General features: G+C 67.5%; 21 protein-coding genes. 9 read left to right on the top strand and 12 right to left on the bottom strand.

Annotated features, from left to right (window positions below):
- Window positions 1-73: 73 nt before the first annotated feature.
- On the bottom strand, window positions 74-577 hold the full coding sequence (locus ACX9GQ_RS21790) for an Hsp20/alpha crystallin family protein (RefSeq protein ID WP_459631701.1): 504 nt from the start codon (window positions 575-577) through the stop codon (window positions 74-76).
- A gap of 378 nt (window positions 578-955) precedes the next feature.
- Here ACX9GQ_RS21790 and ACX9GQ_RS21785 point away from each other — a divergent pair, with 378 nt between their 5' ends.
- The 4 genes from ACX9GQ_RS21785 to ACX9GQ_RS21770 are packed head-to-tail and all read left to right on the top strand — an operon-like array spanning window position 956 to window position 3,832.
- On the top strand, window positions 956-1,435 hold the full coding sequence (locus tag ACX9GQ_RS21785) for a MarR family transcriptional regulator (protein ID WP_459631700.1): 480 nt from the start codon (window positions 956-958) through the stop codon (window positions 1,433-1,435).
- A 59-nt stretch (window positions 1,436-1,494) separates the two neighbouring features.
- Complete coding sequence (hdhA, locus tag ACX9GQ_RS21780) at window positions 1,495-2,262, top strand: 7-alpha-hydroxysteroid dehydrogenase (protein WP_459631699.1); 768 nt, start codon at window positions 1,495-1,497, stop codon at window positions 2,260-2,262.
- Between the two features lie 38 nt (window positions 2,263-2,300).
- Window positions 2,301-3,095 carry an SDR family oxidoreductase gene (locus tag ACX9GQ_RS21775; RefSeq protein ID WP_459631698.1) on the top strand — a complete coding sequence of 265 codons (795 nt, stop codon included), beginning with the start codon at window positions 2,301-2,303 and terminating at the stop codon, window positions 3,093-3,095.
- Window positions 3,096-3,151: 56 nt separating this feature from the next.
- The gene (locus tag ACX9GQ_RS21770; protein WP_459631697.1) at window positions 3,152-3,832 is read left to right on the top strand and encodes a hypothetical protein; all 681 of its coding nucleotides are present in this window, start codon (window positions 3,152-3,154) and stop codon (window positions 3,830-3,832) included.
- Window positions 3,833-4,067: 235 nt separating this feature from the next.
- On the opposite strand, the gene ACX9GQ_RS21765 is transcribed toward ACX9GQ_RS21770, so the two are convergent.
- The 3 genes from ACX9GQ_RS21765 to ACX9GQ_RS21755 all read right to left on the bottom strand — a co-directional run bounded on the left by ACX9GQ_RS21765 (window position 4,068) and on the right by ACX9GQ_RS21755 (window position 8,588).
- Complete coding sequence (locus tag ACX9GQ_RS21765; RefSeq protein WP_459631707.1) at window positions 4,068-5,702, bottom strand: ABC transporter ATP-binding protein; 1,635 nt, start codon at window positions 5,700-5,702, stop codon at window positions 4,068-4,070.
- Between the two features lie 17 nt (window positions 5,703-5,719).
- Window positions 5,720-7,303: a gamma-glutamyltransferase gene (gene ggt / locus ACX9GQ_RS21760; RefSeq protein ID WP_459631706.1), complete on the bottom strand. Its 1,584-nt coding sequence runs from the start codon at window positions 7,301-7,303 to the stop codon at window positions 5,720-5,722.
- Window positions 7,304-7,373: 70 nt separating this feature from the next.
- Window positions 7,374-8,588, bottom strand: coding sequence for an ROK family protein (locus ACX9GQ_RS21755; protein WP_459631696.1), 1,215 nt, complete (start codon window positions 8,586-8,588; stop codon window positions 7,374-7,376).
- 179 nt (window positions 8,589-8,767) lie between these two features.
- Between ACX9GQ_RS21755 and ACX9GQ_RS21750 the strand changes: the two genes are divergently transcribed.
- From ACX9GQ_RS21750 to ACX9GQ_RS21735, 4 genes are read left to right on the top strand one after another with little or no spacing between them, the layout of a single operon-like run.
- Window positions 8,768-10,276, top strand: a complete 1,509-nt coding sequence (locus ACX9GQ_RS21750) for an ABC transporter substrate-binding protein (protein WP_459631695.1) — start codon at window positions 8,768-8,770, stop codon at window positions 10,274-10,276.
- 25 nt (window positions 10,277-10,301) lie between these two features.
- Window positions 10,302-11,243 (top strand): ABC transporter permease, encoded by a 942-nt coding sequence (locus tag ACX9GQ_RS21745; protein ID WP_459631694.1) that lies wholly within the window; start codon window positions 10,302-10,304, stop codon window positions 11,241-11,243.
- 59 nt (window positions 11,244-11,302) lie between these two features.
- Window positions 11,303-12,118, top strand: a complete 816-nt coding sequence (locus tag ACX9GQ_RS21740) for an ABC transporter permease (RefSeq protein WP_459631705.1) — start codon at window positions 11,303-11,305, stop codon at window positions 12,116-12,118.
- A 27-nt stretch (window positions 12,119-12,145) separates the two neighbouring features.
- Window positions 12,146-13,399, top strand: coding sequence for a Gfo/Idh/MocA family protein (locus tag ACX9GQ_RS21735; protein WP_459631693.1), 1,254 nt, complete (start codon window positions 12,146-12,148; stop codon window positions 13,397-13,399).
- A 149-nt stretch (window positions 13,400-13,548) separates the two neighbouring features.
- Here ACX9GQ_RS21735 and ACX9GQ_RS21730 read toward each other — a convergent pair whose 3' ends face one another.
- The 6 genes from ACX9GQ_RS21730 to ACX9GQ_RS21705 all read right to left on the bottom strand — a co-directional run bounded on the left by ACX9GQ_RS21730 (window position 13,549) and on the right by ACX9GQ_RS21705 (window position 18,701).
- Window positions 13,549-14,403, bottom strand: coding sequence for an NAD-dependent epimerase/dehydratase family protein (locus ACX9GQ_RS21730; RefSeq protein WP_459631692.1), 855 nt, complete (start codon window positions 14,401-14,403; stop codon window positions 13,549-13,551).
- Window positions 14,404-14,563: 160 nt separating this feature from the next.
- Entirely contained in the window at window positions 14,564-15,721 is a 1,158-nt protein-coding gene (locus tag ACX9GQ_RS21725; RefSeq protein ID WP_459631691.1) for a mandelate racemase/muconate lactonizing enzyme family protein, read from the bottom strand.
- 15 nt (window positions 15,722-15,736) lie between these two features.
- On the bottom strand, window positions 15,737-16,069 hold the full coding sequence (locus ACX9GQ_RS21720; RefSeq protein ID WP_459631690.1) for a hypothetical protein: 333 nt from the start codon (window positions 16,067-16,069) through the stop codon (window positions 15,737-15,739).
- Window positions 16,069-16,962: a DUF6772 family protein gene (locus ACX9GQ_RS21715; protein WP_459631689.1), complete on the bottom strand. Its 894-nt coding sequence runs from the start codon at window positions 16,960-16,962 to the stop codon at window positions 16,069-16,071. Before ACX9GQ_RS21715 ends, ACX9GQ_RS21720 begins: the two co-directional genes overlap by 1 nt.
- A gap of 25 nt (window positions 16,963-16,987) precedes the next feature.
- Window positions 16,988-17,806, bottom strand: a complete 819-nt coding sequence (locus tag ACX9GQ_RS21710; protein WP_459631688.1) for a carbohydrate ABC transporter permease — start codon at window positions 17,804-17,806, stop codon at window positions 16,988-16,990.
- Between the two features lie 4 nt (window positions 17,807-17,810).
- Entirely contained in the window at window positions 17,811-18,701 is an 891-nt protein-coding gene (locus tag ACX9GQ_RS21705; protein WP_459631687.1) for a carbohydrate ABC transporter permease, read from the bottom strand.
- Between the two features lie 240 nt (window positions 18,702-18,941).
- On the opposite strand from ACX9GQ_RS21705, the gene ACX9GQ_RS21700 reads away from it, so the two are divergent.
- Window positions 18,942-20,225, top strand: coding sequence for an ABC transporter substrate-binding protein (locus tag ACX9GQ_RS21700; RefSeq protein WP_459631686.1), 1,284 nt, complete (start codon window positions 18,942-18,944; stop codon window positions 20,223-20,225).
- On the opposite strand, the gene ACX9GQ_RS21695 is transcribed toward ACX9GQ_RS21700, so the two are convergent.
- Window positions 20,215-21,240, bottom strand: a complete 1,026-nt coding sequence (locus ACX9GQ_RS21695) for a M14 family metallopeptidase (RefSeq protein WP_459631685.1) — start codon at window positions 21,238-21,240, stop codon at window positions 20,215-20,217. The genes ACX9GQ_RS21700 and ACX9GQ_RS21695 overlap by 11 nt on opposite strands.
- On the bottom strand, window positions 21,237-22,268 hold the full coding sequence (locus tag ACX9GQ_RS21690; protein WP_459631684.1) for a pyridoxal-phosphate dependent enzyme: 1,032 nt from the start codon (window positions 22,266-22,268) through the stop codon (window positions 21,237-21,239). Before ACX9GQ_RS21690 ends, ACX9GQ_RS21695 begins: the two co-directional genes overlap by 4 nt.
- Window positions 22,269-22,311 lie beyond the last annotated feature (43 nt).

Below are 22,311 nucleotides of genomic sequence, written 5' to 3'. Positions count from 1 at the left end.
ATGACAAGGCTCCTTTCCAGAAGCCTTGAATCAGCATCGCCACCGCGCCGCTAGACCTTATTGAGTACAGACCCTAGGGCCCTGCCCCGGATGCCCCATCCCCGGATGCGACGTCACGCGCGAGTTTCCGCAAGAGGATGGAGAGAACGCCTTTGTCGAAACTGACCGCGATCAGGTTCTCCGCGATGCCGTCCGGGACTGGAAGGATGCGCTCGAAGGTCCCGTGGCGAAGCTCTGCGAGGTAATGGTTCGCGCCAAGCTCCGCATGTGCACTCTTCCGCTCGCCACGGATGACGAGCCGCCCCTCCCTGAAGGAGACGGTGACGTCCTTTGGTTCGACGCCCGGGATGTCTGCGTCGATGGCAATGTGATCACCATCATCCCGCATGTCGACGCTGGGAAAAGCCTCTTCTCCCCTCAGCCGGTCAAAGTGGTCGGACAATGCGGCCGACAAAGCCTTTTCGACCGCCGCAAGGTTTTGTGCATCTCGTGCCATCTGGCCGTCCGAGAGGTGGAGGAGACCTCGCGCGGCCCGGATCGGGGTTCGCTCCCGCATTCTGTTCGCCTTGGCGCTCATCCGTTTCTCCTGCAGGCACCAGCGCTTTTCAGGTCGAACCCCTGGCCTTGACCCCGGTGGGCGACCGCGAAAGCCGTCCTTGTCGTCCCGACCTTGCTGCAGCGTCTCGCGCCATACTGGCTGCTCGCCGCGATTTGCGAACGCAGGTTTTTGTGAAGAATTGTGCATCGTCCGGTCGGCATCGGGACGGCTCCAACATCGAGGGCCGCACGGACTTGCCGATGCCCCCGATTGCGCTCCTCGACCAGATCGGGCCGGGCAAGGGCAGGGACGCGGCAAGCATGTTGCCGTGGAGATCGGGATTGCCGCGCGCGGCGCTTGCCGACATCACGCTCGATGCATCAGATCCGATGTCCATCCTTCGGAAGGGCGCAGACATTGAACGACGATCCATCGCTTCCTACCGACCAGGCCCTGCAGCTGCGCTACCACTACGTCGAGTTCCTGACGGAGCATCTGACCGACTGCTGCCGGGTCTTCGATGGGGATCTGCAGGAGATGCTCGTGCTCGCCGTCCTGGGCCAAGTGCATGTGAGGGCCTTGCTCATGGCCCGGCCTGACGGAACCCTGGAGCCAAGGGCCGAACCGGCATCGCGCGGCATCAATGCCTCGCGGATCGCCGACGTGACGGGGATTCCGCGCCAGACCGTGCGGCGCAAGCTCGACAAGCTCCGGGCGCGTGGGTGGGTGGAGCAGCGAAGGGGAGGCGTTTGGGTGGTGACCTTGCGCGAGGGAACTCCCGTGGCCCGGGACGAAATCGATGGGGTCGGCGCGCTCGATGCCAGGTCGATGGAACGCGTCCTCCGGATGGCGCAGACGATGAGCCGGATCATAGCGGGAACAAAGCGCCCGGCCTGAGCAGGTACAGTCTTGTCCTGCGGGGTGAGACTATGGACGGTCCGCGCAGGAGGACGCCCATGTTCGACCCCTCGCGGTTTCGTCTCGATGGAGACGTCGCCCTCGTGACCGGTGCCGGTGCCGGTATCGGCAAAGCCATCGCCCTCACCTTCGCTGGAGCGGGGGCGAAGGTGGTGGTCACCGATCGCACCGAAGACGGCGCAAGGGAGGTCGCTGCGGCCATCGAGGCGACGGGAGGCCGGGCCCTCGCCCTGCCATGCGACGTCACCCGGCCCGACCAGCTCGCGGCCGCCGTGACGGGCGCCGTGGAAACCTTCGGTCGCCTGACCGTCCTCGTGAACAACGCGGGCGGCGGCGGGCCGAAGCCCTTCGACATGCCGATGGAGGATTTCCGCTGGGCGTTCGAGCTGAACGTCTTCTCCCTGTTCCGGCTGACCCAGCTTGCAGCGCCGCACATGGAGGCAGCTGGTCACGGCGCCGTGCTGAACGTCTCCTCCATGGCCGCGGAGAACAAGAACCGGCGGATGGCGTCCTACGGCTCCTCCAAGGCAGCCGTGAACCATCTCACCCGCAACGTGGCCTTCGATCTCGGCCCAAAGAACATCCGCGTCAACGCCATCGCGCCCGGTGCCATCCGCACCGATGCCCTGGCCTCCGTTCTCACGCCGCAGATCGAGACGGCGATGCTGCGCCACACGCCGCTCGGCAGGCTCGGCGAGCCCGCGGACATCGCGAACGCCGCGCTCTTCCTCTGCTCGCCCGCCGCCAGCTGGATCAGCGGCCAGGTGCTGACCGTCAGCGGCGGCGGCGTGCAGGAACTCGACTGAGTGGCCGCAGGCCACGCGACCACGACCGGAGACGACCCATGGCCTTCGATGCCTTCGCCGAGTTCCGCATGACGGGACACGCGGTCCTCATCACGGGTGGTGCCCAGAACATCGGGGCCGCCATCGCCCGCACACTTGCCGGGGCGGGCGCCCGCGTGATGATCGCGGACCTGAACGGGCCGAAAGCCCAGGAGACGGCCGCGGCGATCACCGCGGAGACAGGTGCCGACTGTCGCGGAATGGCGTGCGACGTCACCAAGGCCGACCAGATCGACGCAGTGGTCTCCGCGACCGCCACCGCCTTCGGGGGCATTTCCACGCTGGTGAACAATGTGGGGTGGGGCGGTCGCCACGACGATCCGACGGCCATCGCCGACGACGACTTCGTCGCCTCCTACAGGCTCAACACGATCAGCGCCTATCGGATGAGCATGGCCTGCCTGCCGCACCTCCTGAAGGCCCCGAACCCGACGATTACCAATTCCGGCTCGTTCTCCTCGGCGACGCCAGCGTACGATATTCTCGCCTACGGTACGGCCAAGGCGGCGCTGAACCAGATGATGGTCTCCCTCGCCCATCTCCTGGCCCGCAAGGTGCGCGTGAACTCCGTGCTGATCGGCACCGTCCTCACGCCCGGTTACGCGGACGCCGGCATCGACGAGGCCATGCAGCAGCGCATGCTAAACCCCGACACGCTCACGGGGCGGCCGGGCCGCCCCGAGGACGTGGCGAATGCCATGCTCTGGCTGTGCTCGCCCGCCAGCGGCTGGGTCAGCGGCCAGACCATCAACGTCCACGGCGGCGGCGGCGTAGTGCGCCTTTTCGGCCGCTGAGACAGGGGGACGAGATGGCAACGTCGTCGACCCGCACGTCTTCCGCGTTTCGGAGAATGGTCACCGGTGCAGCGCTGGCCATGGCGGCATTATGCTCACGGCCGATGGCCGCAGCCGAGGAACCAGCCGCCTCGAAGCCCGTCGACGACCGCCAGATCGCCGTGATGATGTTCGTCGATTACGGTCGCGCCTACGGGTACCAGAGCATGCTCGCGGCGATCCAGATCGAGGTGGTGAAGGCTGAGATCGAGCGTGACCGGGCCCTGCTCGAGCAGAAGGAGGAGCTCTACCGGAAGAAGGCCATCCCCGTGATCGAGCTCGAGATCGCCCGGCTCAAGGACATCTGGAACCGAAAGCAGCTGGTGGTTGCAGAGAAGTCCTTGGAGACGGTCGCCGCCCAATACGAGGCGATGGGGGAAATGGCGAGGCACTTCGGCGGCGTCGAGGTTTCCACAGGAGCCCTGTACGCCCGATTCCGGCGCGCCTGGGACGCAGGGTGCGACAAGGGGCCGGACGAAGTGGCGGCGATGAAGGCTTGGGCGGAGTTCTCGGCCAAGTCGCTGGAGCGGGCTCGACAGCTTCATCGCCGCGGCGCGGAATCCTTGGCATCCCTCCTCGAGAAGGAGGTTCGCCACAAGACCGCACAGGCCAACTACGCGCAACGGGAAAGCCGGCTCGACCGCTGCAGGGCGGTTCTGTTCCCCAGCCTCGGGGAGATCGTCGAGGTCGGTCGATGACGTGCGGACGGAAGCGGCGGCGAATACTCGCTGGCGAGAGCGCGATACCGACTTTGCCAACGTCGCGGCCGGGACGGGCCATTGCCGCCGACTGACCTGCCTCTCCGAGCCGCGCGGGCCGGATCCACTCAAGTGAACTGATGCGGATCCGCGAGAGCGAGAGCCTCTCCCATCAGGAACCGGAGACGACGGCAGGCGACCACCGGGAGGTCGCTGCGCGGTCATCGACCTCCAGTCATGAGGGCGAAAGGTCCTTCCCTCCCTGACCGGGAACGGCGGCGAGGAGTTGGCGCGTGTAGGGCTCGCTCGGCGAGCGGAAGAGGTCGCGAACCGGCTGGATCTCGATGATCTCGCCAGACTTCATCACCGCCACCCGGTCGCAGACTTGCGCTGCCACCGTGAGGTCGTGGGTGATGAAGAGCATGGACAGTCCGAGTTCTGCCTTCAGGTCCTCCAGCAGGGCGAGAACCTGCTGCTGGACGGACACGTCGAGCGCGGAGACAGGTTCGTCGGCGACGATGATCTCGGGCTCGAGCGCCAGCGCGCGGGCGATCCCGATCCGCTGCCTCTGTCCGCCCGAAAACTCGTGCGGGTAGCGATCCAGCGCCGCGGCCTCCAGGCCCACCATCGCGAGCAGCCTGCGGGCCCTGTCGAGCGCTTCGGACGGGGGAAGCCCGGCCGCGATGGGGCCGTCGGCAATGCTCAATCCGATGCGGCGCCGGGGGTTGAGGGAGGCGAAGGGATCCTGGAACACCATCTGGATCTTGCGCCGCGCCACCCGCAGGTCGTGCCCACGCGCGCCGGCAAAATCCTGGCCGCCGATGCTGACCTCGCCGCCGTCGGGTTCCAGCAGGCGGGTGACGAGGCGCGCCACCGTCGATTTCCCGGACCCGGACTCGCCGACCAGTCCCAGCGTCTCGCCGCGCGCGATCGTGAAACTGACGTTCTTCACGGCGTGGACCGTCCGCGCGGCCGCGAACAGGCCGCTTCGTCCTGAATAGGTCTTGGTCAGGCCCGAGACCCGCAGGACGACATCGTCCGCAACGGCCGACCTGTCGGGCGGGTCCAGCGTCGGGACCGCAGCCAGGAGGGCCTTCGTATAGGGGTGACGCGGCCGATTGAGGACGGCCTCGACGGGGCCCGCCTCGACGAGCTTGCCCTTCTCGAGGACGACGACCTCGTCGGCGATGTCGCGCACCACGCCGAAATCGTGCGTGATGAAGACGACGCCCATGTTGCGCCGCCGCTGGATGTCGCGGATCAGGCTCAGGATCTGGGCCTGCGTCGTGACGTCGAGGGCGGTGGTCGGCTCGTCGGCGACCAGCAGGGCGGGCTCTAGGGCGAGGGCCATCGCGATCATCGCCCGCTGGCGCTGCCCGCCCGAGATTTCGTGGGGATAGGCGCGGACGATCCGGGCGGGATCGGGGAGCCCCACCTCCGCCACCAGCGCCAGGGCCCGTTCGGCGCGCTCGTGAGGCGTGAGCAGATCATGCGCCTCGAACATCTCCGCGATCTGGTCGCCGATCCGCATGACGGGGTTCAGCGCCGTCATCGGCTCCTGGAAGATCATGGCGATGCGGCGCCCGCGAAGCTCGCGCCAGGCCTCGTCGGAGAGGTCGAAGAGATCGAGCCCCTCGAAACTCAGCCGCCCGCCGACGGGCTTGATGGCCCTCGGCAAGAGACCCAGCAACGCCTGCGCGCAGACCGACTTGCCCGAGCCTGACTCTCCAACGAGGCACAGGATCTCCCCGCGCCGCAGGCTGAACGAGACCTTCTCCACGGCGAACGGTCGGTCGCCGCCCGGCGGCAGCGCGAAGGTCACCTCCGCCGCCTCCAGCAGCGCGCCGTCCGTATCGTCCCTGGCGCCGATGGTCTCCACGCAGCCCCTCAATAGCCGAGCGCGATGCCGTCCTTGCGATGGTCCGAACCGCCGACCAGCACGCCCCGCGCCCGGTCGATCCAGATGGCCTGGCATCCGCCCAGCGGTTCCTTCGCCATCGCAATCCGGTGGCCCCGGCGTTCGAGATCCGCCGCCACGGCCGAATCCACGGTCGGTTCGAGCGTCAGCACGCCGTCATGCGCGAAGGTGCGCGGCCGGTCGGAGGCCTGCTGGGGATCGTCGCCGCAGTCGACGATGCGGGAGAGGACATGGGCGTGCCCGACCGCCTGGTACTGGCCGCCCATGACACCGTACGACAGGACCGGCCGGCCGTCCTTCATCAGCATGGCGGGAATGATCGTGTGCATCGGCCGCTTTCCGGGCGCGAATGCGTTCGGATGGCTGGGATCCAGCCGGAACCCGGCGCCACGGTTCTGGAGCAGGACGCCGCTGCGAGGAGCGTAAATGCCGCTCCCGAAGGCGAAGAAGATCGAGTTGATCAGCGAGACGGCCATGCCCTCGCCATCGACGACCGACACGTAGACGGTGTCCCGATGGACGGGGCTTTCGTCGGACGACGGCTGCTGGACCCGATCCAGCGAGATCGGGGCTCGCATCGCATTGATCGAGGCTTCGGAGAGAAGGCCGTCGACGTCGACCGGGTGGTGGTCCGGATCGCACACCAGCGCATCCCGCTGCCGATAGGCCGCCTTCGACGCCTCGGCGAGAAGGTGGATGCGGTCGGCTTCGCCCAAGGTCTCGCCGGCGAGGTCGAAGCCCTCCAGGATGCGCGCGATGAGAAGGGCCGCAAGACCCTGGCCGTTCGGCGGGCACTCGAAGAGCTCGTAGCCGCGGTAGCGAGCCGAGATGGGTGTAACCTCCTGCGTGCGGTGACCCGCAAAATCGTCCGCACGGTGGCTGCCGCCCTTGGCCGCGAGAAGCGAGGCGAGTTCCTCCGCCACCTGACCCTCGTAGAAGGCCGAGCGGCCCTCGCGGGCGATCCGCGCGAGCGTGCCGGCCAGCGCGGGATTGGACATCCGGTCGCCGGGCGCCGGCGGATGGCCGCCCGGCAGGAAGTGGGCTGCCGCTTCGGCGTGCGCCTTCAGCCGGCCCTGATAGACCGCCCAGTCATGCGCGACGCGCGGCGTCACGACGAAGCCTTCCCGCGCGGCCGCGATGGCCGGGGCGAGGATGCGGTCCATGCCGATCCGGCCCAGGCGCTCGGACAACAGGCACCAGGCATCGACGGCGCCCGGAACGGTGACGGCGTGCGCGGACCCGTCAGGGATCGTTGCCAAGCCCTGCGCGAGCAGCGGCTCGATCGAGGCCGCGGCGGGTGTACGGCCCGAGCCGTTGATCGCCACGACCGGGTGGCCGGGCCGCGCGACGAGCGCGAAGCAGTCACCCCCGATTCCCGTCATGTGGGGGTCGATGACCCCCTGCAGCGCGACGGCGGCCAGGGCTGCGTCCACTGCGTTGCCGCCGGCCCGCAGCACGTCGATCGCTGCAAGGGTGGCATCCGGATGGGACGTGGCCGCCATCCCGCGGCCCGCCATTGCGGCGGACCTGCCGGGCTTCATGAAGTCGCGCATTGGCATTTCTTCCTCCAGTCGGTCGGCTCTGCACGGGCCGGCCGCTCCGCCGGTGTCGATGCGGGTGACACTACGCCTCGCTGATGTGCATGGCGCCGTTTCCCGACGCGCCGTGCCCCGGGAAGGACGCGTGAAGCCATCCGAGGCCCATTTCCAGCGCGCCCATCAGGGTGGAACCGCTGCCCAGCGCGCTCGCGGCGATCTTCGGCGACGGCCCCACGAACCGCGTCGCCAGAGCCTGGATCCGCGCCACGAGTTCCGGTCGGCACCCGATGCTGCCGCCGAGGACCACCAGTTCGGGGTCCAGAAGCGCCTTGATCGCCATGATCGCCTGCGTCATCAGCCGGGCCACCTCGTCGATCGTCGCCTCCGCCGCCGCGTCTCCGGCCGCGATCCGGTCGAAGATGCCGCGCACGTCGAGCGCGGGATCGCCTCCCATCGCCCTGTAGCGCTCGGCGATCGATACGCTGCCCACCGCGCTCTCGAACGTTCCCAGCCGATAGCCGCGAGCGTCGAACGGATCGCTGCCGAGGGGCAGATAGGCGATCTCGCCGGCTGCGCCGCGCGCACCGCGAACGAGCCGGCCGTCGGCGACGATCCCCATGCCCACCCCGGTCCCGAGGGCGACGAAGACGAACGACTTCACGTCCCGGGCGCAGCCCCGCCAGCGTTCCCCCAGGGCGGCCAGGTTGACGTCGTTCTCGACCGCAACGGGGCACCCCAACGCCTCCTGGAGTGCCTCGCGGACATCGATCCGGTCCAGGCCGGGGATGTTCGGCGCGATGTCGATGTGGCCGGTATCCGGATCGAAAACGCCAGGACTGCCGATGGCGCCATAGCGGACGCGGCTCGGATCGACGCCCGCCGTCCGGGCGATCTCGAGCATCATCGACTTGATCTGCCTGACGACGTGTTCACCGCCCCGCGGATCCGTCGGCTCGGTCGACTGGCCGACGATGGCCCCCAGGAGGTTGGCGAGGGCGACGTGAACCTTCGTGCCGCCAAGGTCGGCCCCCAGGACAAACGCCCTGTTCTCCTGAAGCTCGAAGGTGGTTGCGCTGCGACCGACCGATCCATGGGTCTGGCCGGTCGGCCGAATCCATCCGCCACTTTCCAGATCGCGGACGACCTCCGACGCGGTCTGCTTCGACAATCCCGTCACGCGCGCCAGTTCGGCCCTCGAGATCGGGCCGCGGTCGAGCATGACCTCGAAGACGGCGCGCAGCGAGTTCTGCCGCAGGAGGGATGAGGAGGGTGTTTCGGTCATGCAACCCGAGATCGTCAAGGCTCCGAACCAAATTGCGGGGACCGCTGCCTGATTGTCAATCGGGCCGCCGCAAAGCGGACCGCGAGCGTCACCATTCGGAGCATGAATGGACCCAGTTCGTCAGGCATCTTTACAAACAAAGGGGGCCGTGCATCCATTCCGTTCAGGCCAGTCCCGCCTGAACAGAGGGGAGCCCTATGCGCCACACCCGATCCATCCTGCTCGCCACTGCGCTGTTTCCCATGCTCGTCGTCGGCGCGGCCCATGCCGCGACGCTCCGCGTGGCGATCCAGGACGACCCCGACGCCCTCGATCCTGCGGTCGGCGGCACCTACACAGGCCGGTTCATCTTCGCGGCCCTGTGCGACAAGCTCGTCGACATCGCGCCCGACCTCAAGATCGTGCCCCAGCTCGCGGAGAAGTGGGATGTCTCGGCCGACCAGAAGGCCGTCACCTTCACGCTTCGCAAGGGCGTGACCTTCCATGACGGCACGCCGTTCAATGCAGAGGCCGTGAAGTTCAACATCGAGCGCATGCAGACGATGAAGGACTCGCGCCGGAAGGCCGAGCTCTCCGCCGTCGCCAGCGTCGACGTCCTGGCTCCCGACCAGGTGCGCCTGAACCTCAAGGAGCCCTTCGCGCCGCTGCTCTCCGTTCTCAGCGACCGGGCGGGGATGATGGTCTCGCCCGCCGCCGGCGCCAAGGAGGACTTCGCGAACAACCCGGTCTGTGCCGGGCCCTACAAGTTCGTCGAGCGCAAGGCGCGCGATCTGATCCGCGTCCAGAAGTACGACGGCTATTGGGACAAGGCAAGCTACGGCTACGACGAGATCGTCTATTCCTACATCGCCGACTCGACCGTCCGCCTGGCCCGCGTCCGGGCGGGCGACATCGACGTCGCCGAGCGCATGGCGCCGACCGACATCAAGACGATCCGCGAGGACAAGAACCTCAAGCTGCACGGCGCTCCCGGTCTCGCGGTGTCCCATCTGATGGTGAACGTCGGCAACGGGGAGAAGGCCAATTCGCCGCTCGGCAAGGACGCCCGCCTGCGCCGCGCGTTCGAACTGTCGATCGACCGGACCGTGATCAACCGGGTCGCCTTCAACGGCGAGTACACGGCCGACAACCAGATGATCCCGCCGTCGGATCCGTTCTACTCGAAGTCGAACCCGATCCCGGCCCGCGACGTCGCCGCCGCCAAGAAGCTGATCGCGGAAACGGGGGCGACGACGGTCCCGGTCGAGCTGACCTTCGAGAATTCGCTGACCGATGCCCGGGTGGCGCAGATCGTCCAGACGATGGCGAAGGAGGCCGGGTTCGACGTCAAGCTGCTGCCGCTCGAGACGACGACGGCGATCCAGCGCTACCTCGCCGGCAACTTCGAAATGTACATCGGCAACTGGAGCGGGCGCGGCGATCCGGATCCCACGCTGTATGCGTTCTTCGGCTGCACCGGCGGCCAGAACGTCAACAAGTACTGCAATAAGGATCTTGAGGCCGTCCTCAACGAGGCACGCGCGGAAGGCAACGTCGAGAAGCGCAAGCAGCTCTATGCGAAGGCCACCGGCATCTACCTCACCGACCTGCCGACGATCCCGATCTATCACCCGAACTGGATCTTCGCGGCCCGCGCCAACGTCGATGGCATCCAGGTCTATCCGGACGGCCTGCTGCGTCTCAAGGGCGTGAAGCCGGCCCAGTGACCGCGCGCCGGTAACCGGAGAAGGGATGTTCCGCTTCCTGGTCCATCGGATCGCGGTGGCGATTCCGACGCTTCTCCTGGTCTCGATTCTTGTCTTCGGGCTGCAGAAACTGCTGCCCGGAGACCCTGTGCTGGCTCTCGCGGGCGAGGATCGCAGTCCCGAGGTCATCGCGTATCTTCGCCAGAAGTACCAGTTCGACCAGCCGATCCCGTACCAGTACTTCGCCTGGCTCAAGGGTTTCGTGACGGGAGATCTCGGGCGGTCGGTGCGCACGGGCCTGCCCATCGGCCAGATGGTCCTGGAAAAGCTTCCCGTCACCATCGAGCTGGCGATCCTCTCGATGCTGATCGCGATCGTCTTCGGCGTTTCGGCGGGCGTCGTCGCAGCCCTTCGACGCGGTTCGATTGTGGATCACGCGGTCAGCATCTTCGGCCTCGCGGGGCTGTCCATTCCGAGCTTCTGGCTCGGGATCATGCTCATCCTCCTGTTCTCCGTCTCGCTTGGCTGGCTGCCGTCCGGCGGATACGTCCCGTTCTTCGAGGACCCCATCGAGAACCTGCGCACCATGCTGCTTCCCAGCGTCGTCCTGGGGACGGCCTCCGCAGCCATCATCATGCGCCACACCCGCAGCTCGATGCTGACGGTGCTGCGGCAGGACTTCATCCGGACGGCGCGGGCGAAGGGGCTGAAGGAGCGCGTCGTGGTCGTCCGCCACGCCCTCCGCAATGGCCTCATCCCCGTCGTCACCCTTTCGACGCTGCAGTTCGGCCAGCTTCTTTCGGGGGCTGTGCTGACCGAGCAGGTCTTCGGCATTCCTGGCTTCGGGAAGATGATCGTGGACGGTGTGTTCAGCCGCGACTACGCGGTCGTTCAGGCCGTCGTCATGTGCGCGGCGGCCTTCTTCCTGATCCTGAGCCTCGTCGCCGACATCGCTTATGCCGCCCTCAATCCGAGGATCCGGTCGTGAGCGCCGCCCCGCAATCCACCTCGCTGCCGCCCCGTCCCGGGTTGTTCGCCGCGGGAACGGTGCCTGGCCGCCTGATCCGCGAGCCGTCGGCGGTGATCGGCGGCGCCATCGTCGTCGGCTTCGTGCTGATGGCGATCTTCGCTCCGGTGCTCGCCCCCTACGATCCCAGCGCATCCGATTGGATGGCGATCCGCGAAGGCCCGAGCGCCGCGCACTGGTTCGGCACCGACGATCTCGGTCGCGACGTGCTGTCACGCGTCATCTTCGGCGCCCGCGCGTCCCTTGCCGCTGGCCTGATTTCGGTGGTCATCGCGACCCTGATCGGTGTCCCGCTCGGCATCGTCGCGGGTTACTTCGGGGGGATCACGGACATGGTGATCTCGCGCGTGACCGACGCGCTGCTGGCCTGCCCCTTCCTGGTGCTCGCCATCGCGCTCGCGGCCTTTCTCGGGCCGAGCCTCGAGAACGCGATGATCGCCATCGGCGTCTCGGCGACGCCGACCTTCATCCGCCTCACGCGCGGTCAGACGCTCAGCGTCCGCGCCGAGGACTATGTCAGCGCGGCCGTGTCGGTGGGGCTGTCGCACGCCCGCATCCTGGTCTCCTATATCTTTCCGAACGTCCTGCCGCCCATCGTGGTGCAGGCGACCCTCACGACGGCGATCGCGGTGCTGGCGGAGGCGAGCCTCGCCTTCCTCGGGCTCGGCCAGCTTCCGCCGGCCCCCTCATGGGGCAGCATGCTCGATTCTGCGCGCCAGTTCCTGGTCGAGGCGCCATGGATGGCGGTGTGGCCGGGCCTCGCCATCGTCGTCGTGGTGATCGGTTTCAACTTGCTGGGCGATGCCTTGAACGACGCCCTCAACCCGCGGGACTGACACCCGCCGAAACGCGGAGAGCGATACGTGGACAGACAGCAGCTTCAGACGCTCCGCATCGGCTTCATCGGTTCGGGCTTCATGGCGAAGTTCCACCTGCAATCCCTGACCGGGGTCCGCAACGTCGTCGTCAACGGCGTCTTCAGCCCCACGCCGGCCAACCGCGAGGCATTCGCGGCCAAGGTGCGGGAATTGGACCTCGGGGAGTGCATCGCCTACGGCAGCATCGAGGAGATGCTCAGGTCGGGCCGGGTCGATGCGGTCTGGATCGTCAATCCCAACGATCGCCGGCTCGAGGCGATGCGGGAGATCCACCGCGTCGTCAGGGCGGGGGACACGCCGGTGCGGGCCGTGGCATGCGAGAAGCCGCTGGCCCGGACAGTGCGGGAAGCCCGGGAGATGCTGCGGCTCGTGGAGGAGAGCGGGCTGCTGCACGGCTACCTCGAGAACCAGCTGTTCTCGACGGCCGTCCTGCGCGGGCGGGACATCATCTGGCGGCGGGCGGTGCCGGCCAGCGGTCGCCCCTATATCGCCCGCGCCGCGGAAGAGCACAGTGGTCCGCACGAACCCTGGTTCTGGCAGGGCGAGCGCCAGGGCGGCGGCGTGCTCTCCGACATGATGTGTCACAGCGTCGAGGTGGGCCGGTTCATGCTGACGGCGCCGGGCGAGCCGCGCGACGCTCTGCGCCTCGTTTCGGCGAACGCCACCGTCGCCAACGTCAAGTGGACGCGGAAGCCCTATGTCGATCGCCTCCGGGCAGCCATGGGGCCCACGGTCGACTACAGCGCCCGGCCGGCCGAGGATTTCGCTCGCGGAATGCTGACGCTCGAAGACCCGGACGGAAATGAAGTCTTCATCGAGGCCACGACGTCATGGGCGTATGTGGGTCCTGGCCTGCGGATCACGCTGGAACTCCTGGGTCCCGAGTACGCGATGGAGTTCAGCTCGCTGAACACCGGGCTCAAGGTGTTCCTGTCGCGCGCGGTGACCGGCAGTGTCGGTGAAGACCTGGTCGAGAAGCAGAACGCCGAGCAGGGCCAGATGCCGGTCCTCGAGGACGAGCCCGGCGTCTACGGATACACGATGGAGAACCGCCACTTCGTCGACGCCTTCCGGCGCGGCGAAGTGCCGATGGAGACCTTCCATGACGGCGTCGAGGTCGTTCGCATGCTGATGGCTCTCTATCGTTCGGCCGAACTCGGCAGGACGGTTCAGCTGTCGGAGGACGGGCTCGAGGATTATGTGCCCGTCGTCGCGAGACCCATCGCGGCTGGTTCCTAGCCCGTCATCGTTCGCCGTCAGCGGCGTGGTGGAGGATCAACGACTGTTGGTTCCGCAGTCTCCCGAGCGCAGTTGCCCCGCCCGGGGACCCGCCCCCGTCACGGGCCGATCGCGCGGCACTTGTTCGCCTCGTTTCGATCGAGGACGACCTACCCTCCCCGCTGGCGCCAGCCGTTGACGGAGCGGAAACCGAGGAGACGCTTCGCCAGCGTCGTGTCGATCAGGGCGCCGTGGGACGTGACGTCGCCGGCGCCCGGCGTGCCCGGGAAGTAGCGTTCCAGAAGCTCCCGGTTGTCCGTGTTCATGACGCTGTCGTCATTGGCGATGCCGACGACGTGATGACCCACGAGGTTCGCCTCGAGGGCCAGCCGCGCGGCCCGCGCGCCGTCACGCGCGTCGATGTAGCACCACAGATTGAACCGCTTCGATCCCGGATCCGAGTCCGCGGGAACGCGGTCGTAGTCCGGGCCTGCGAGGACGTTGGAATAGCGCAGGCTGACGATCTTGAGCGAGGGATCCCAGTTGCAGAACTGCTCCGCCATCTCCTCGCCCAGCCGCTTCGAGAGGGCGTAGGCGCTGTGGGGCCGGACGACGGTTTCGTCCAGCGGCACGCGCACGGGCACGGCGCCGTCCACGAAGGGCACGCCGTAGACGGTCTCCGACGAGGCCCAGACGATGTTGCGGATGTGGAGCTGACGGGCCGCTTCGAAGACGTGGTACGTCGAGAGGGTGTTGGTCGAGAAGATCACCGGATTGGGCGCGCGGCCCGGCGCGGGAATGGCGGCGAGGTGGACGATTCCTGTCACGTCCCGGGTCCGCTCGTCCACGGACGCGAACGCCGCGATGACCTGCCCGAAGTCCGTCAGGTCGGTGAGGACGAAGCGCCCGGGGGCGCCGGGCGGCGGCGGCGCGCGGTCGAGGTTGACGACGTCGTGGCCGTTCTCCGCCAATTCCCTGACGACCTCACGGCCGAGCTTCCCGCTGCCCCCGGTGACGACGATCATGGCGGGTCTCCTCCCGTGCAATTCAGCGATCGATCACGAGCCTGGGTGTAGCGGCACCGTGGTGCAGCCAACACGAGAGGGCATTCAATGATCTCGCCATGAATGAAGCGGGCTCGCCAGCCCGCCTGTCGGTGTCTTCCGTTCAGTGCCTGCGCGGCCATCAGACCAGTCGATGCGCCTCGAGAACGTCCCGGTCCAGTGTCACGCCCAGACCGGGTGTTTGGGGCACCACGAGTTGTCCGTCGACAAGTTGTGTAGAGCATCCGACCAGAGGTGCACACAGCGCCTCGCGCAGGGGGTTGCTGTAGACCATGCACTCGAATGTGCGGAACGTCTCCGCGGCCGCCGCGAGATGCAGGCTCGCGGCCACGCAGATGGCTCCCGACCACCCCACGTGCGGCGCATAGGCCACGTGGTGAGCGGCGGCCAGTTCCGTGATCCGCCATGTCTCGGTGATTCCGCCAGACCGCGTCACGTCCGGCTGGATCATCCCGATCGACCGGTCCTGCAGCGCGACGAGCGCTTCGGACGCGACATAGTCGCTCTCGCCCGCCGCGATCCGCAGCGGGAGGTGCTGGCTCAGCCGCCTGTATCCATCGCGATCGTGAGGGACGATCGGCTCCTCGAAGAAGTCATAGCCCAGATCCGCGAGGCCGCGTCCGATGGTGATAGCCTCGTCGACGTCGTAGGCCCAGTTGGCGTCGACGCCGAGCACGACATCCGGGGCCAGCCGGCGCACGAGGGCAGCCCTGTCGAGCGCCGCTCTCAGCGGGTGACCGAGCTTGACCTTGATTTCCCGGAAGCCCAGGGCGAGGACGTGCGCGACCTCGGCCTCGACGGTGGCGTCATCCAGCCAGTTGATCGAGGACGCATAGGCGTTGACCCGGGTGCGGCCCATCCCGCCCAGCAGGCGGAAGACGGGTTCGCCCGCAAGCTTCCCGGCAATGTCCCAGAATGCGATGTCCAGCGCCGAGAGGGCCTCCACGAGTTGCCCGCCCGGCCGCCCGGTGAGCGCGCTCCGCATGGTCCGCCATAGACGCCGCCGGTCGCGGGCGTCCTGCCCGATCAGGCGTGGCACGAGCGCGTCCTCGACGAGCGCCGCATAGCCGCGCACGCCGCGTCGCGCCAGCGCCTCGCCGATGCCTTTCACGCCTGAGTCCGTCTCCACTTCGACCACGAGGATCTCGATGACCGGGTAGTCGCCTTGAGACGTGCGCTGCGCCTTTGGCAGCACCACGCGCAGCGGGTGGACGGCGATGCGTCGGATCCGGCTCCCGGCGTCGTGCGGATCCACGGATTCGCGCTGCGATGCCCCCATGACCCACGACCTCCGTCAGCTCTTCAGATGGAGCGTCACCAGAACGCGGCAGGCAGACCCGGCCGGCATCTCCGCGCGCACCCGGAGCCACGTCCCGAAATGCGAGACACGCGCGGCGGTGACCTCATCCTCCCGAGACGGCATCGGCAGACGCGAACCTTCCGCGACCCACCGCATGCCATCGGGCGAGATTTCGATCACCGCGATGCCGGCCTCCCCATCCGGGGGGGTGAGAGCACGGATGAAGACGATCGCCTCCGCGGCCCATCCGGCTTCGTAGGGCTCGCTGGCCGAGCCGTCCGTCCATGTCTCGTTGCGCGCCACAATGGCGCTGGTGCTGGCGCGCATCAGAAGTCTCCCGACAGGCACACCGAGTCGAGATAGAGGAAGGCCCTCTTGTCAGTGTCGGTTTCGGCGAAAAAAGCGAGGTTGAGCATGCACCACAGGTTCTTCATCGCAGGGATGCGAAGGCTGTCGAAACCCGAGACGTCGAAGACGCGGTCATTGCAGCGAAAGCCGGTGCAGCGCATTTCGGCGAGATCGAAGTCGAAGCAGAGGTAGTGCCAGTTCACCTTGGTCGGAATCTCGTTGTAGCAGAGCCGCTGGCTGGCTCCGGGGAGGTCTTCCCATCCCTCCGGCGCGAGGTGGTAATGACTGATGGTCTTGTTCTCGGTGCCCAGCGGCACGATCGGTTCGGCCCTGCGCTTGAACTGCCAGCGCTGGGCATGCTGGCCGTCCTGAGCGTTCAGGAAGCGAACGTGCGGCATCACCCGCTCGCCACCGGCGCCGTAGGTGTCTCCCACCTGCAGGTCGAAGAGGAAGCCGAACGACCGCACGTCCGTCTCCGAAAGGCGCAGCTGCGTCGCTTCCGGCTTGAAGGTGACGTAGGCCTCCATGCGGATCGGTCCGGCCTTGCGGAACGTCAGGCGCTTGATCGTCACGTTCTGCGCGCCACGGCGCGGACGGGTCGCGACCTTCAGCGCATAAGTGCCGTCCACGCCCCCGTGCGACCCCGCATCCCAGTGCGCCAGAGTGGAGAGCATCGGCGACGTGTGCTGCGCGTAGCCTGGCAGCATCGTATCGAGACTGCCCTCGTAGTTGCCCACGAGCTGCGTCCAGCCGCAGAAGCCGCGATCGAAGTCGTCCAGGCAGATGATGCGCGACAACGGATCGAACCGGCTGAGTTCCGGATCGGGCCATGAATGATCCTGCCTGGACGCACGCGGTTGGCCTGGACTCATGTGGGTCTCCCTGGGGCAGCCGGTATCAGCCCTTCGTGGCGCCGGCGGTCAGGCCGGCGACGAGATGTTTCTGGGCGAGGACGACGAAGACGAGAACGGGCAGGAGTTGCACGGTGGACGCCGCAAACAGCACGCCCCACTCGACGCCCTCGACGGCGCCGATCATCTCGGAGATGACGAGAGGCGCCGTCTTCGCCCGCGTGGTGGTGAAGATGAAGGCGAAGAGAAATTCGTTCCATGCATAGACGATGACGAACACCGCCACGGCCACCATGCCCTGGGCGGAGAGCGGCAGGATGATCTTGCGCAGGATCTGCGCTCGCGTGGCGCCGTCGATGTGCGCCGCCTCGTCGATCTCCTTCGGGATCTGGTCGATGAAGGTCCGCATCACCAGCGTGCCGAGTGAGACGAAGAACGTCGCGTAGAGCACCACGAGCACGAGGTGGGTGTCGTTCAGTCCGAGGGCGTTCACCGCGGGAAACAGGGGGAGTGTGATCACGATCGGCGGAATGAGCCGGATGAAGATCAGGAAGAACGCACTGGCGGCCAGGGGGCCGTTGCGAAAGCGTGAATAGGCGTAGCCAGCCATGGCGCTGGTGAGGACCGCCAGCAGCGTGGCGCCGGTCGTGACGATCAGGCTGTTCAGGAGGCCGAGGAAGAAGTCGCCCCAACGCTCGGCCAACGCGACGTAGTTGGCCAGTGTCGGCGAGAAGCCGAGCCGCGGCGGCACCGCGAAGATGTCCCGGTCCGCCTTGAACGACGAGACGACGATGAGCGCGATCGGCAGCAGCGACCACACCAGAATGGCCGCGACCGCGACGGACTTCAGGAACGATCGGAACACGGACCTACCCGGCATGGCTTGAGAACATGTCCCTGTAGAGCCGCCGCAGGTACCAGATCGCCAGGACCAGCGAGGCCAGAACCAGCAACCAGGCCGTGGCCGCCGCCTCGCCGAAGGCGTTGTAGCGAAATGCCTCCAGATACAGGTAGACGGCCAGGACTTCCGTCTGACGGGCGGGACCTCCGCCCGTCAGGAGCCAGACCTCCGAGAAGAGACGAAACGCGAAAATGTAGCGGAACAGCACGGCGATCAGGATCGCCGGCATCAGAAGCGGCAGCGTGACCCGACGAAACTGCTGCAGGGGGCTCGCTCCGTCGACCTCGGCCGCCTCGTAAAGCTCCCGCGGAATGGCGAGGCGCGCGGCGTAGAGGATCACGAAGGTGAACGGCAGATGCAGCCAGATGCTGAGCAGGGCGACCAGAACGAGCCCGTGCGTCGGGTTGATCGCCCACTCCAGTTGCGGAAGACCGAGCGTGGCCAGCACCCTGCTGACGAACCCGACGTCGAGGTCGAACAGGTAGCGCCACATCACCACGGCGCTGACCTCGCTCACGGCGTAGGGCGCGAGCACCGCGGCCAGGAGCAGCGGCATGGCCTTGAGCCCGCTGGCGAACAGCAGCGCGATGAGCAGGCCAAGGACCAGTTCCACGTGCACGACGATGAGGACGACGATCACGGTGTTGCGCAGGGCGCGCCAGAAGTACGGATCGCCGATGACCTGCCGGTAGTTGTCCAGACCCACGAAGATCGGCTGCTGGCCGAACGACGACTGCGTCAAGCTGAGCCAGGCGACGTAAAGGGCCGGCACGAAGATGATCGCGCCGATCAGGATATGGACCGGCGCAACGAGCGCAAAGGCCGGCCACGGGAAGGCGGTGCGCGGGGTCGCGCTCATGAAAGGGGCATGCTCCCGGCGTGCGGCTTCACGGTATCGATCGCGGCTGCGCTTGATGTAGTAAATCTAAAAAATGGGGTAGAGGCAACCTGCGAAGCGGCTTGTCCGGTCGAAGTTGTGTTGTTAATCTACACCCAGTCCGAGGGCCTCGACGCCATCTGCGCGCTCACTGGCATCCGAGCCGACGCGTGTCTTTGATGGCTGGCAGACAGCCCAACGGAGATACCGGGAGGATCGATCATGGCCTTTACGAGACGGCACATCCTGGCGGGCGGCGCAGCCGCTCTGGCGCTTCCCTCGACAGGGGCCGGCGTCTTCGCGCAAGGCAAGCAGATCAACGTCTTCGCCCACCGGGTGCTCCAGAACGTCTCGAATGGCACGAAGGGCGGAGACGTCACGAAGCCGTTCACCGCCGCCACGGGCGCGACCGTCAACTGGGTCACCTTCGAGACCGGCCCCCTTCACGACAGACTTTTCCGCGAGGCGTCCCTCGGCGAGTCGACCGTGGACGTGGCCTTCATCCTGAACACCTATGCCACGCCCCGCGTCGCCTCGATGTTCCAGCCCCTCGAGCCCTACATGGCGAAGGATCCCGTCGCCGACGTGGGCGACATCTTTCCCGGGCTCGTGAAGGGCGTGACCATCGACGGCAAGCAGTTCGCCATGCCGTTCCGCCACGCCTCCACGGGGCTTCACTACAATGAGGAGATCTTCGCCGAGCGCGGCATCAAGGGGCCGCCGCAAACGATGGAGGAATTCATCGAGGTGGCGAAGAAATGCACCTACACCCGCGCCGACGGGACGCCGGTGGTCGGGTTCATCCTGCCGGGCGTGGCCTATCCAGAGGTCATCGCCCTGGCTCGGGCCTGGGACGCGGACTTCATCACGCCGGACATGAAGGTCGTCGCGAACTCCAAGGCCATGGTCACGGCGCTCAACGCCATCCGCGACATGTATACCTCCGGCGCGGTGCCGAAGAACCTCACCGGCATGAAGGCGGAGGACGCCAACACGTGGATGCAGCAGGGACGGGCCGCCATGGCGGTCAGTTCGATGAGCCGAAACGGCCTCTACAATGACCCCGGCAAGTCCCAGGTGGCCGGCAAGATCAAGACGACCTACTTCCCCGTCGCTGCCGAGTTGAAAAGCAAGTACGAGGTTGCGCCGGCCAAGGTCGAGTTCTGGAGCATGGCCATTCCTAACAACTCCAGGAACAAGGACCTCGCCTGGGCCTTCATCAAGGCCATGTCCTCGAAGGACGCGGCCGTGAACGCGGCGCTCAACGGCAACGGGCCGATCCGCGCGTCAACCTACGACGATCCGCGCATCAAGGCCGAACTGCCGTATGCGGACTCCGAGCGGAAGGTGCTGCAGGTGTCGCGCGTGCCCCTGCCCGCGTTCGATAACGCCGCACGGGCCGCCGACTTCTTCAAGGAGGAAGCGGAGGCCGCGGTCCTTGGCATGAAGTCCCCCCAGCAGGCCATGGACGACCTCACCGCACGCGTGCAGAAACTCATCGGCTGAGAAGCGCGGCGCGGTCGACGTCCTCTCCAAGATGGAAGAGGACGTCGCCCGCCTGGGCCATCGCCGGCACGCGGCGGCAGATCACAATGCCGCCGGCGGCAAAGAACAGGTTCTCCGGCGGCCGGTCTGGCCGCTGGGGGTCGGACAGCCGCCCCGCAAGGTCGCCGGCCGTCACCTCATCGCCCAGCATGACGGCGGGCTCGAACATTCCGTGTCCCGGCGAGCGAACAAATCCCGACGGCTCGACGGCGAGAAGCCGTGAGGCGGCGGATCGGCCGCCGGAATCCTTCCGTGCATCAATGCCCATCCAGGCGAGGACGCGCCGGACACCGGCGACGGCGAGCGCGACGGTATCGCGCGTGACGCCGCCGCCACCGCCGAGTTCTGTGGCGATTGCAGGAATGCCCCTCTCCAGAGCGGCGGCAACGAGGGTTCCGCGTGCATCCGGGCGTCGGACGACGGCAGCATGGGGTGCGCCGAACGCCTCGAGGAGTTCCACCACCCGCGGGACCAGCGCCGTGTCGGCCGGCAGCCGGCCGAAGGAACAGGGGAGGTATTCCAGCGATCCGCCGCCGCTGTGGAGGTCGAGCACGACGTCGGCATGCGCCAGCAACAGCCGAGCGATTCCCTCGGCGATGTGAGCCGTGGGCCCGGCGCCCGGATCGTCCACGAAAAGCCGCGCCAGGTTGCCGCCGTCGAGCGGAGAGGTGCGCCGCCCGGCGAGTGCGGCGGGCGGATTGGCGCATGGCAGCACGATGACCCGGCCCCGGATCGCCTCAGGGGCGAGGTCCCGCACCAGGCGGCCCAGCGCGATCTGGCCCTCGTACTCGTCGCCGTGCAGCCCGGCCGAGAGCAGCGCCGTCGGCCCCTCGCCGTTGGCCACCACCGCCACCGGGACGACCACCTCGCCATAAGCGGAGCGATCGCTGGAGAACGGAATCCGAAGCGCGCCGACGAACTTTCCCGGGCGGTCGAGCGGGACGTCGAGCCGCGCCGGTCCGGCCGCGCGGCTCATCGCGCACCCCCAGGGGCGAAGGCATCGCCGTGAGCGAAAAGCCCCGGCGTGCCGCCCGAATGGATGAAGACCACATGGTCGCTGCTGCGCAGCACCCCATCGCGCAGCGCCGCCCCTATGCCGACGATGCCCTTGCCGGTGTAGACGGGGTCGAACAGCAAGCCTTCCGTCCGGCCGGCAAGCCGCACCGCCTCCAGGCTTTCCGCGGACGGCTGCCCATAGCCGGGGCCGATGACCGTGTCGATGATGTCGAAGTCGCTCTCGCCAAGGCGCGTACCGAACTCGAGCTGCGCAGCCGCCTGGTTTGCCGACGCGACGATCCAGGGCTTCAGCCTCGATGCCGGCTGCTGTGCGCTGATGCCGATCACACGCGCCGGGCAGCCCCGCTCCTTGAACCCGAGCGCAAGGCCTGCCAGCGTCAGGCCCGAGCCGCACACGCAGACGACCGCGTCGGGCGTGCCCGATCCTGCCTCGAAATCCGAGACGAGTTCGGCAGCCCCGGCCACCCAGCCCGCAACTGCGGTGGCCGCGGCGGGTCCGGTCAGCTGGATGACGCGTGGCTTGCGCCCGGCTGCCCGGTAGGTCTCGGCAATCGCGTCAAGTTCCTGCGCCACGACGGGATCCCAGGGATCGGTGACCCGGGTGAATGTGACTGTCGCGCCCAGGATCGTGTCCAGCAGAAGATTGCCGACGAAAGCCGTTCCCGTCGCCGCGCGCAGATGAAGATGGCAGTCAAGGCCACGCTTGGCCGCGGCGCCGGCCAGCGAGCGACAGAAGTTCGATTGGCTGCCCGCCGTGGACACGAGGATGTCCGCGCCCGCCGCCTCGGCCTCCGCCATCAGGAAGTCGAGCTGGCGCAACTTGTTGCCTCCAAGGGCGTAACCCGACTGGTCCTCGCGCTTCACGCGCAGTGACGCGAGGCCGAGGACCGCGGCGAGGCGAGGCGCGTCGTCCACGGGCGTCGGCAGACGCGCCAGCGCGAGACGATCGAGCCCGGTGGCCGCGTCGCGGATGAGACTGTTTCGCATGGCGGGCGATCCCAGGGTCCCCAGCCGCCAGGAGCGCCGGGCC

The organism is Alsobacter sp. R-9, assembly GCF_054612375.1.
The sequence above is the reverse complement of the archived record's forward strand: the minus strand, read 5'-3'. Positions and strand labels throughout refer to the sequence as shown.

Bases quoted from the DNA above. Each gene is read 5' to 3' on its own strand.
- ACX9GQ_RS21790 (WP_459631701.1), bottom strand. From the start codon at position 577: ATGAGCGCCAAGGCGAACAGAATGCGGGAGCGAACCCCGATCCGGGCC.
- hdhA (WP_459631699.1), top strand. From the start codon at position 1,495: ATGTTCGACCCCTCGCGGTTTCGTCTCGATGGAGACGTCGCCCTCGTG.
- ACX9GQ_RS21775 (WP_459631698.1), top strand. From the start codon at position 2,301: ATGGCCTTCGATGCCTTCGCCGAGTTCCGCATGACGGGACACGCGGTC.
- ACX9GQ_RS21770 (WP_459631697.1), top strand. From the start codon at position 3,152: ATGGTCACCGGTGCAGCGCTGGCCATGGCGGCATTATGCTCACGGCCG.
- ggt (WP_459631706.1), bottom strand. From the start codon at position 7,303: ATGCGCGACTTCATGAAGCCCGGCAGGTCCGCCGCAATGGCGGGCCGC.
- ACX9GQ_RS21750 (WP_459631695.1), top strand. From the start codon at position 8,768: ATGCGCCACACCCGATCCATCCTGCTCGCCACTGCGCTGTTTCCCATG.
- ACX9GQ_RS21745 (WP_459631694.1), top strand. From the start codon at position 10,302: ATGTTCCGCTTCCTGGTCCATCGGATCGCGGTGGCGATTCCGACGCTT.
- ACX9GQ_RS21730 (WP_459631692.1), bottom strand. From the start codon at position 14,403: ATGATCGTCGTCACCGGGGGCAGCGGGAAGCTCGGCCGTGAGGTCGTC.
- ACX9GQ_RS21725 (WP_459631691.1), bottom strand. From the start codon at position 15,721: ATGGGGGCATCGCAGCGCGAATCCGTGGATCCGCACGACGCCGGGAGC.
- ACX9GQ_RS21720 (WP_459631690.1), bottom strand. From the start codon at position 16,069: ATGCGCGCCAGCACCAGCGCCATTGTGGCGCGCAACGAGACATGGACG.
- ACX9GQ_RS21715 (WP_459631689.1), bottom strand. From the start codon at position 16,962: ATGAGTCCAGGCCAACCGCGTGCGTCCAGGCAGGATCATTCATGGCCC.
- ACX9GQ_RS21705 (WP_459631687.1), bottom strand. From the start codon at position 18,701: ATGAGCGCGACCCCGCGCACCGCCTTCCCGTGGCCGGCCTTTGCGCTC.
- ACX9GQ_RS21700 (WP_459631686.1), top strand. From the start codon at position 18,942: ATGGCCTTTACGAGACGGCACATCCTGGCGGGCGGCGCAGCCGCTCTG.
- ACX9GQ_RS21695 (WP_459631685.1), bottom strand. From the start codon at position 21,240: ATGAGCCGCGCGGCCGGACCGGCGCGGCTCGACGTCCCGCTCGACCGC.
- ACX9GQ_RS21690 (WP_459631684.1), bottom strand. From the start codon at position 22,268: ATGCGAAACAGTCTCATCCGCGACGCGGCCACCGGGCTCGATCGTCTC.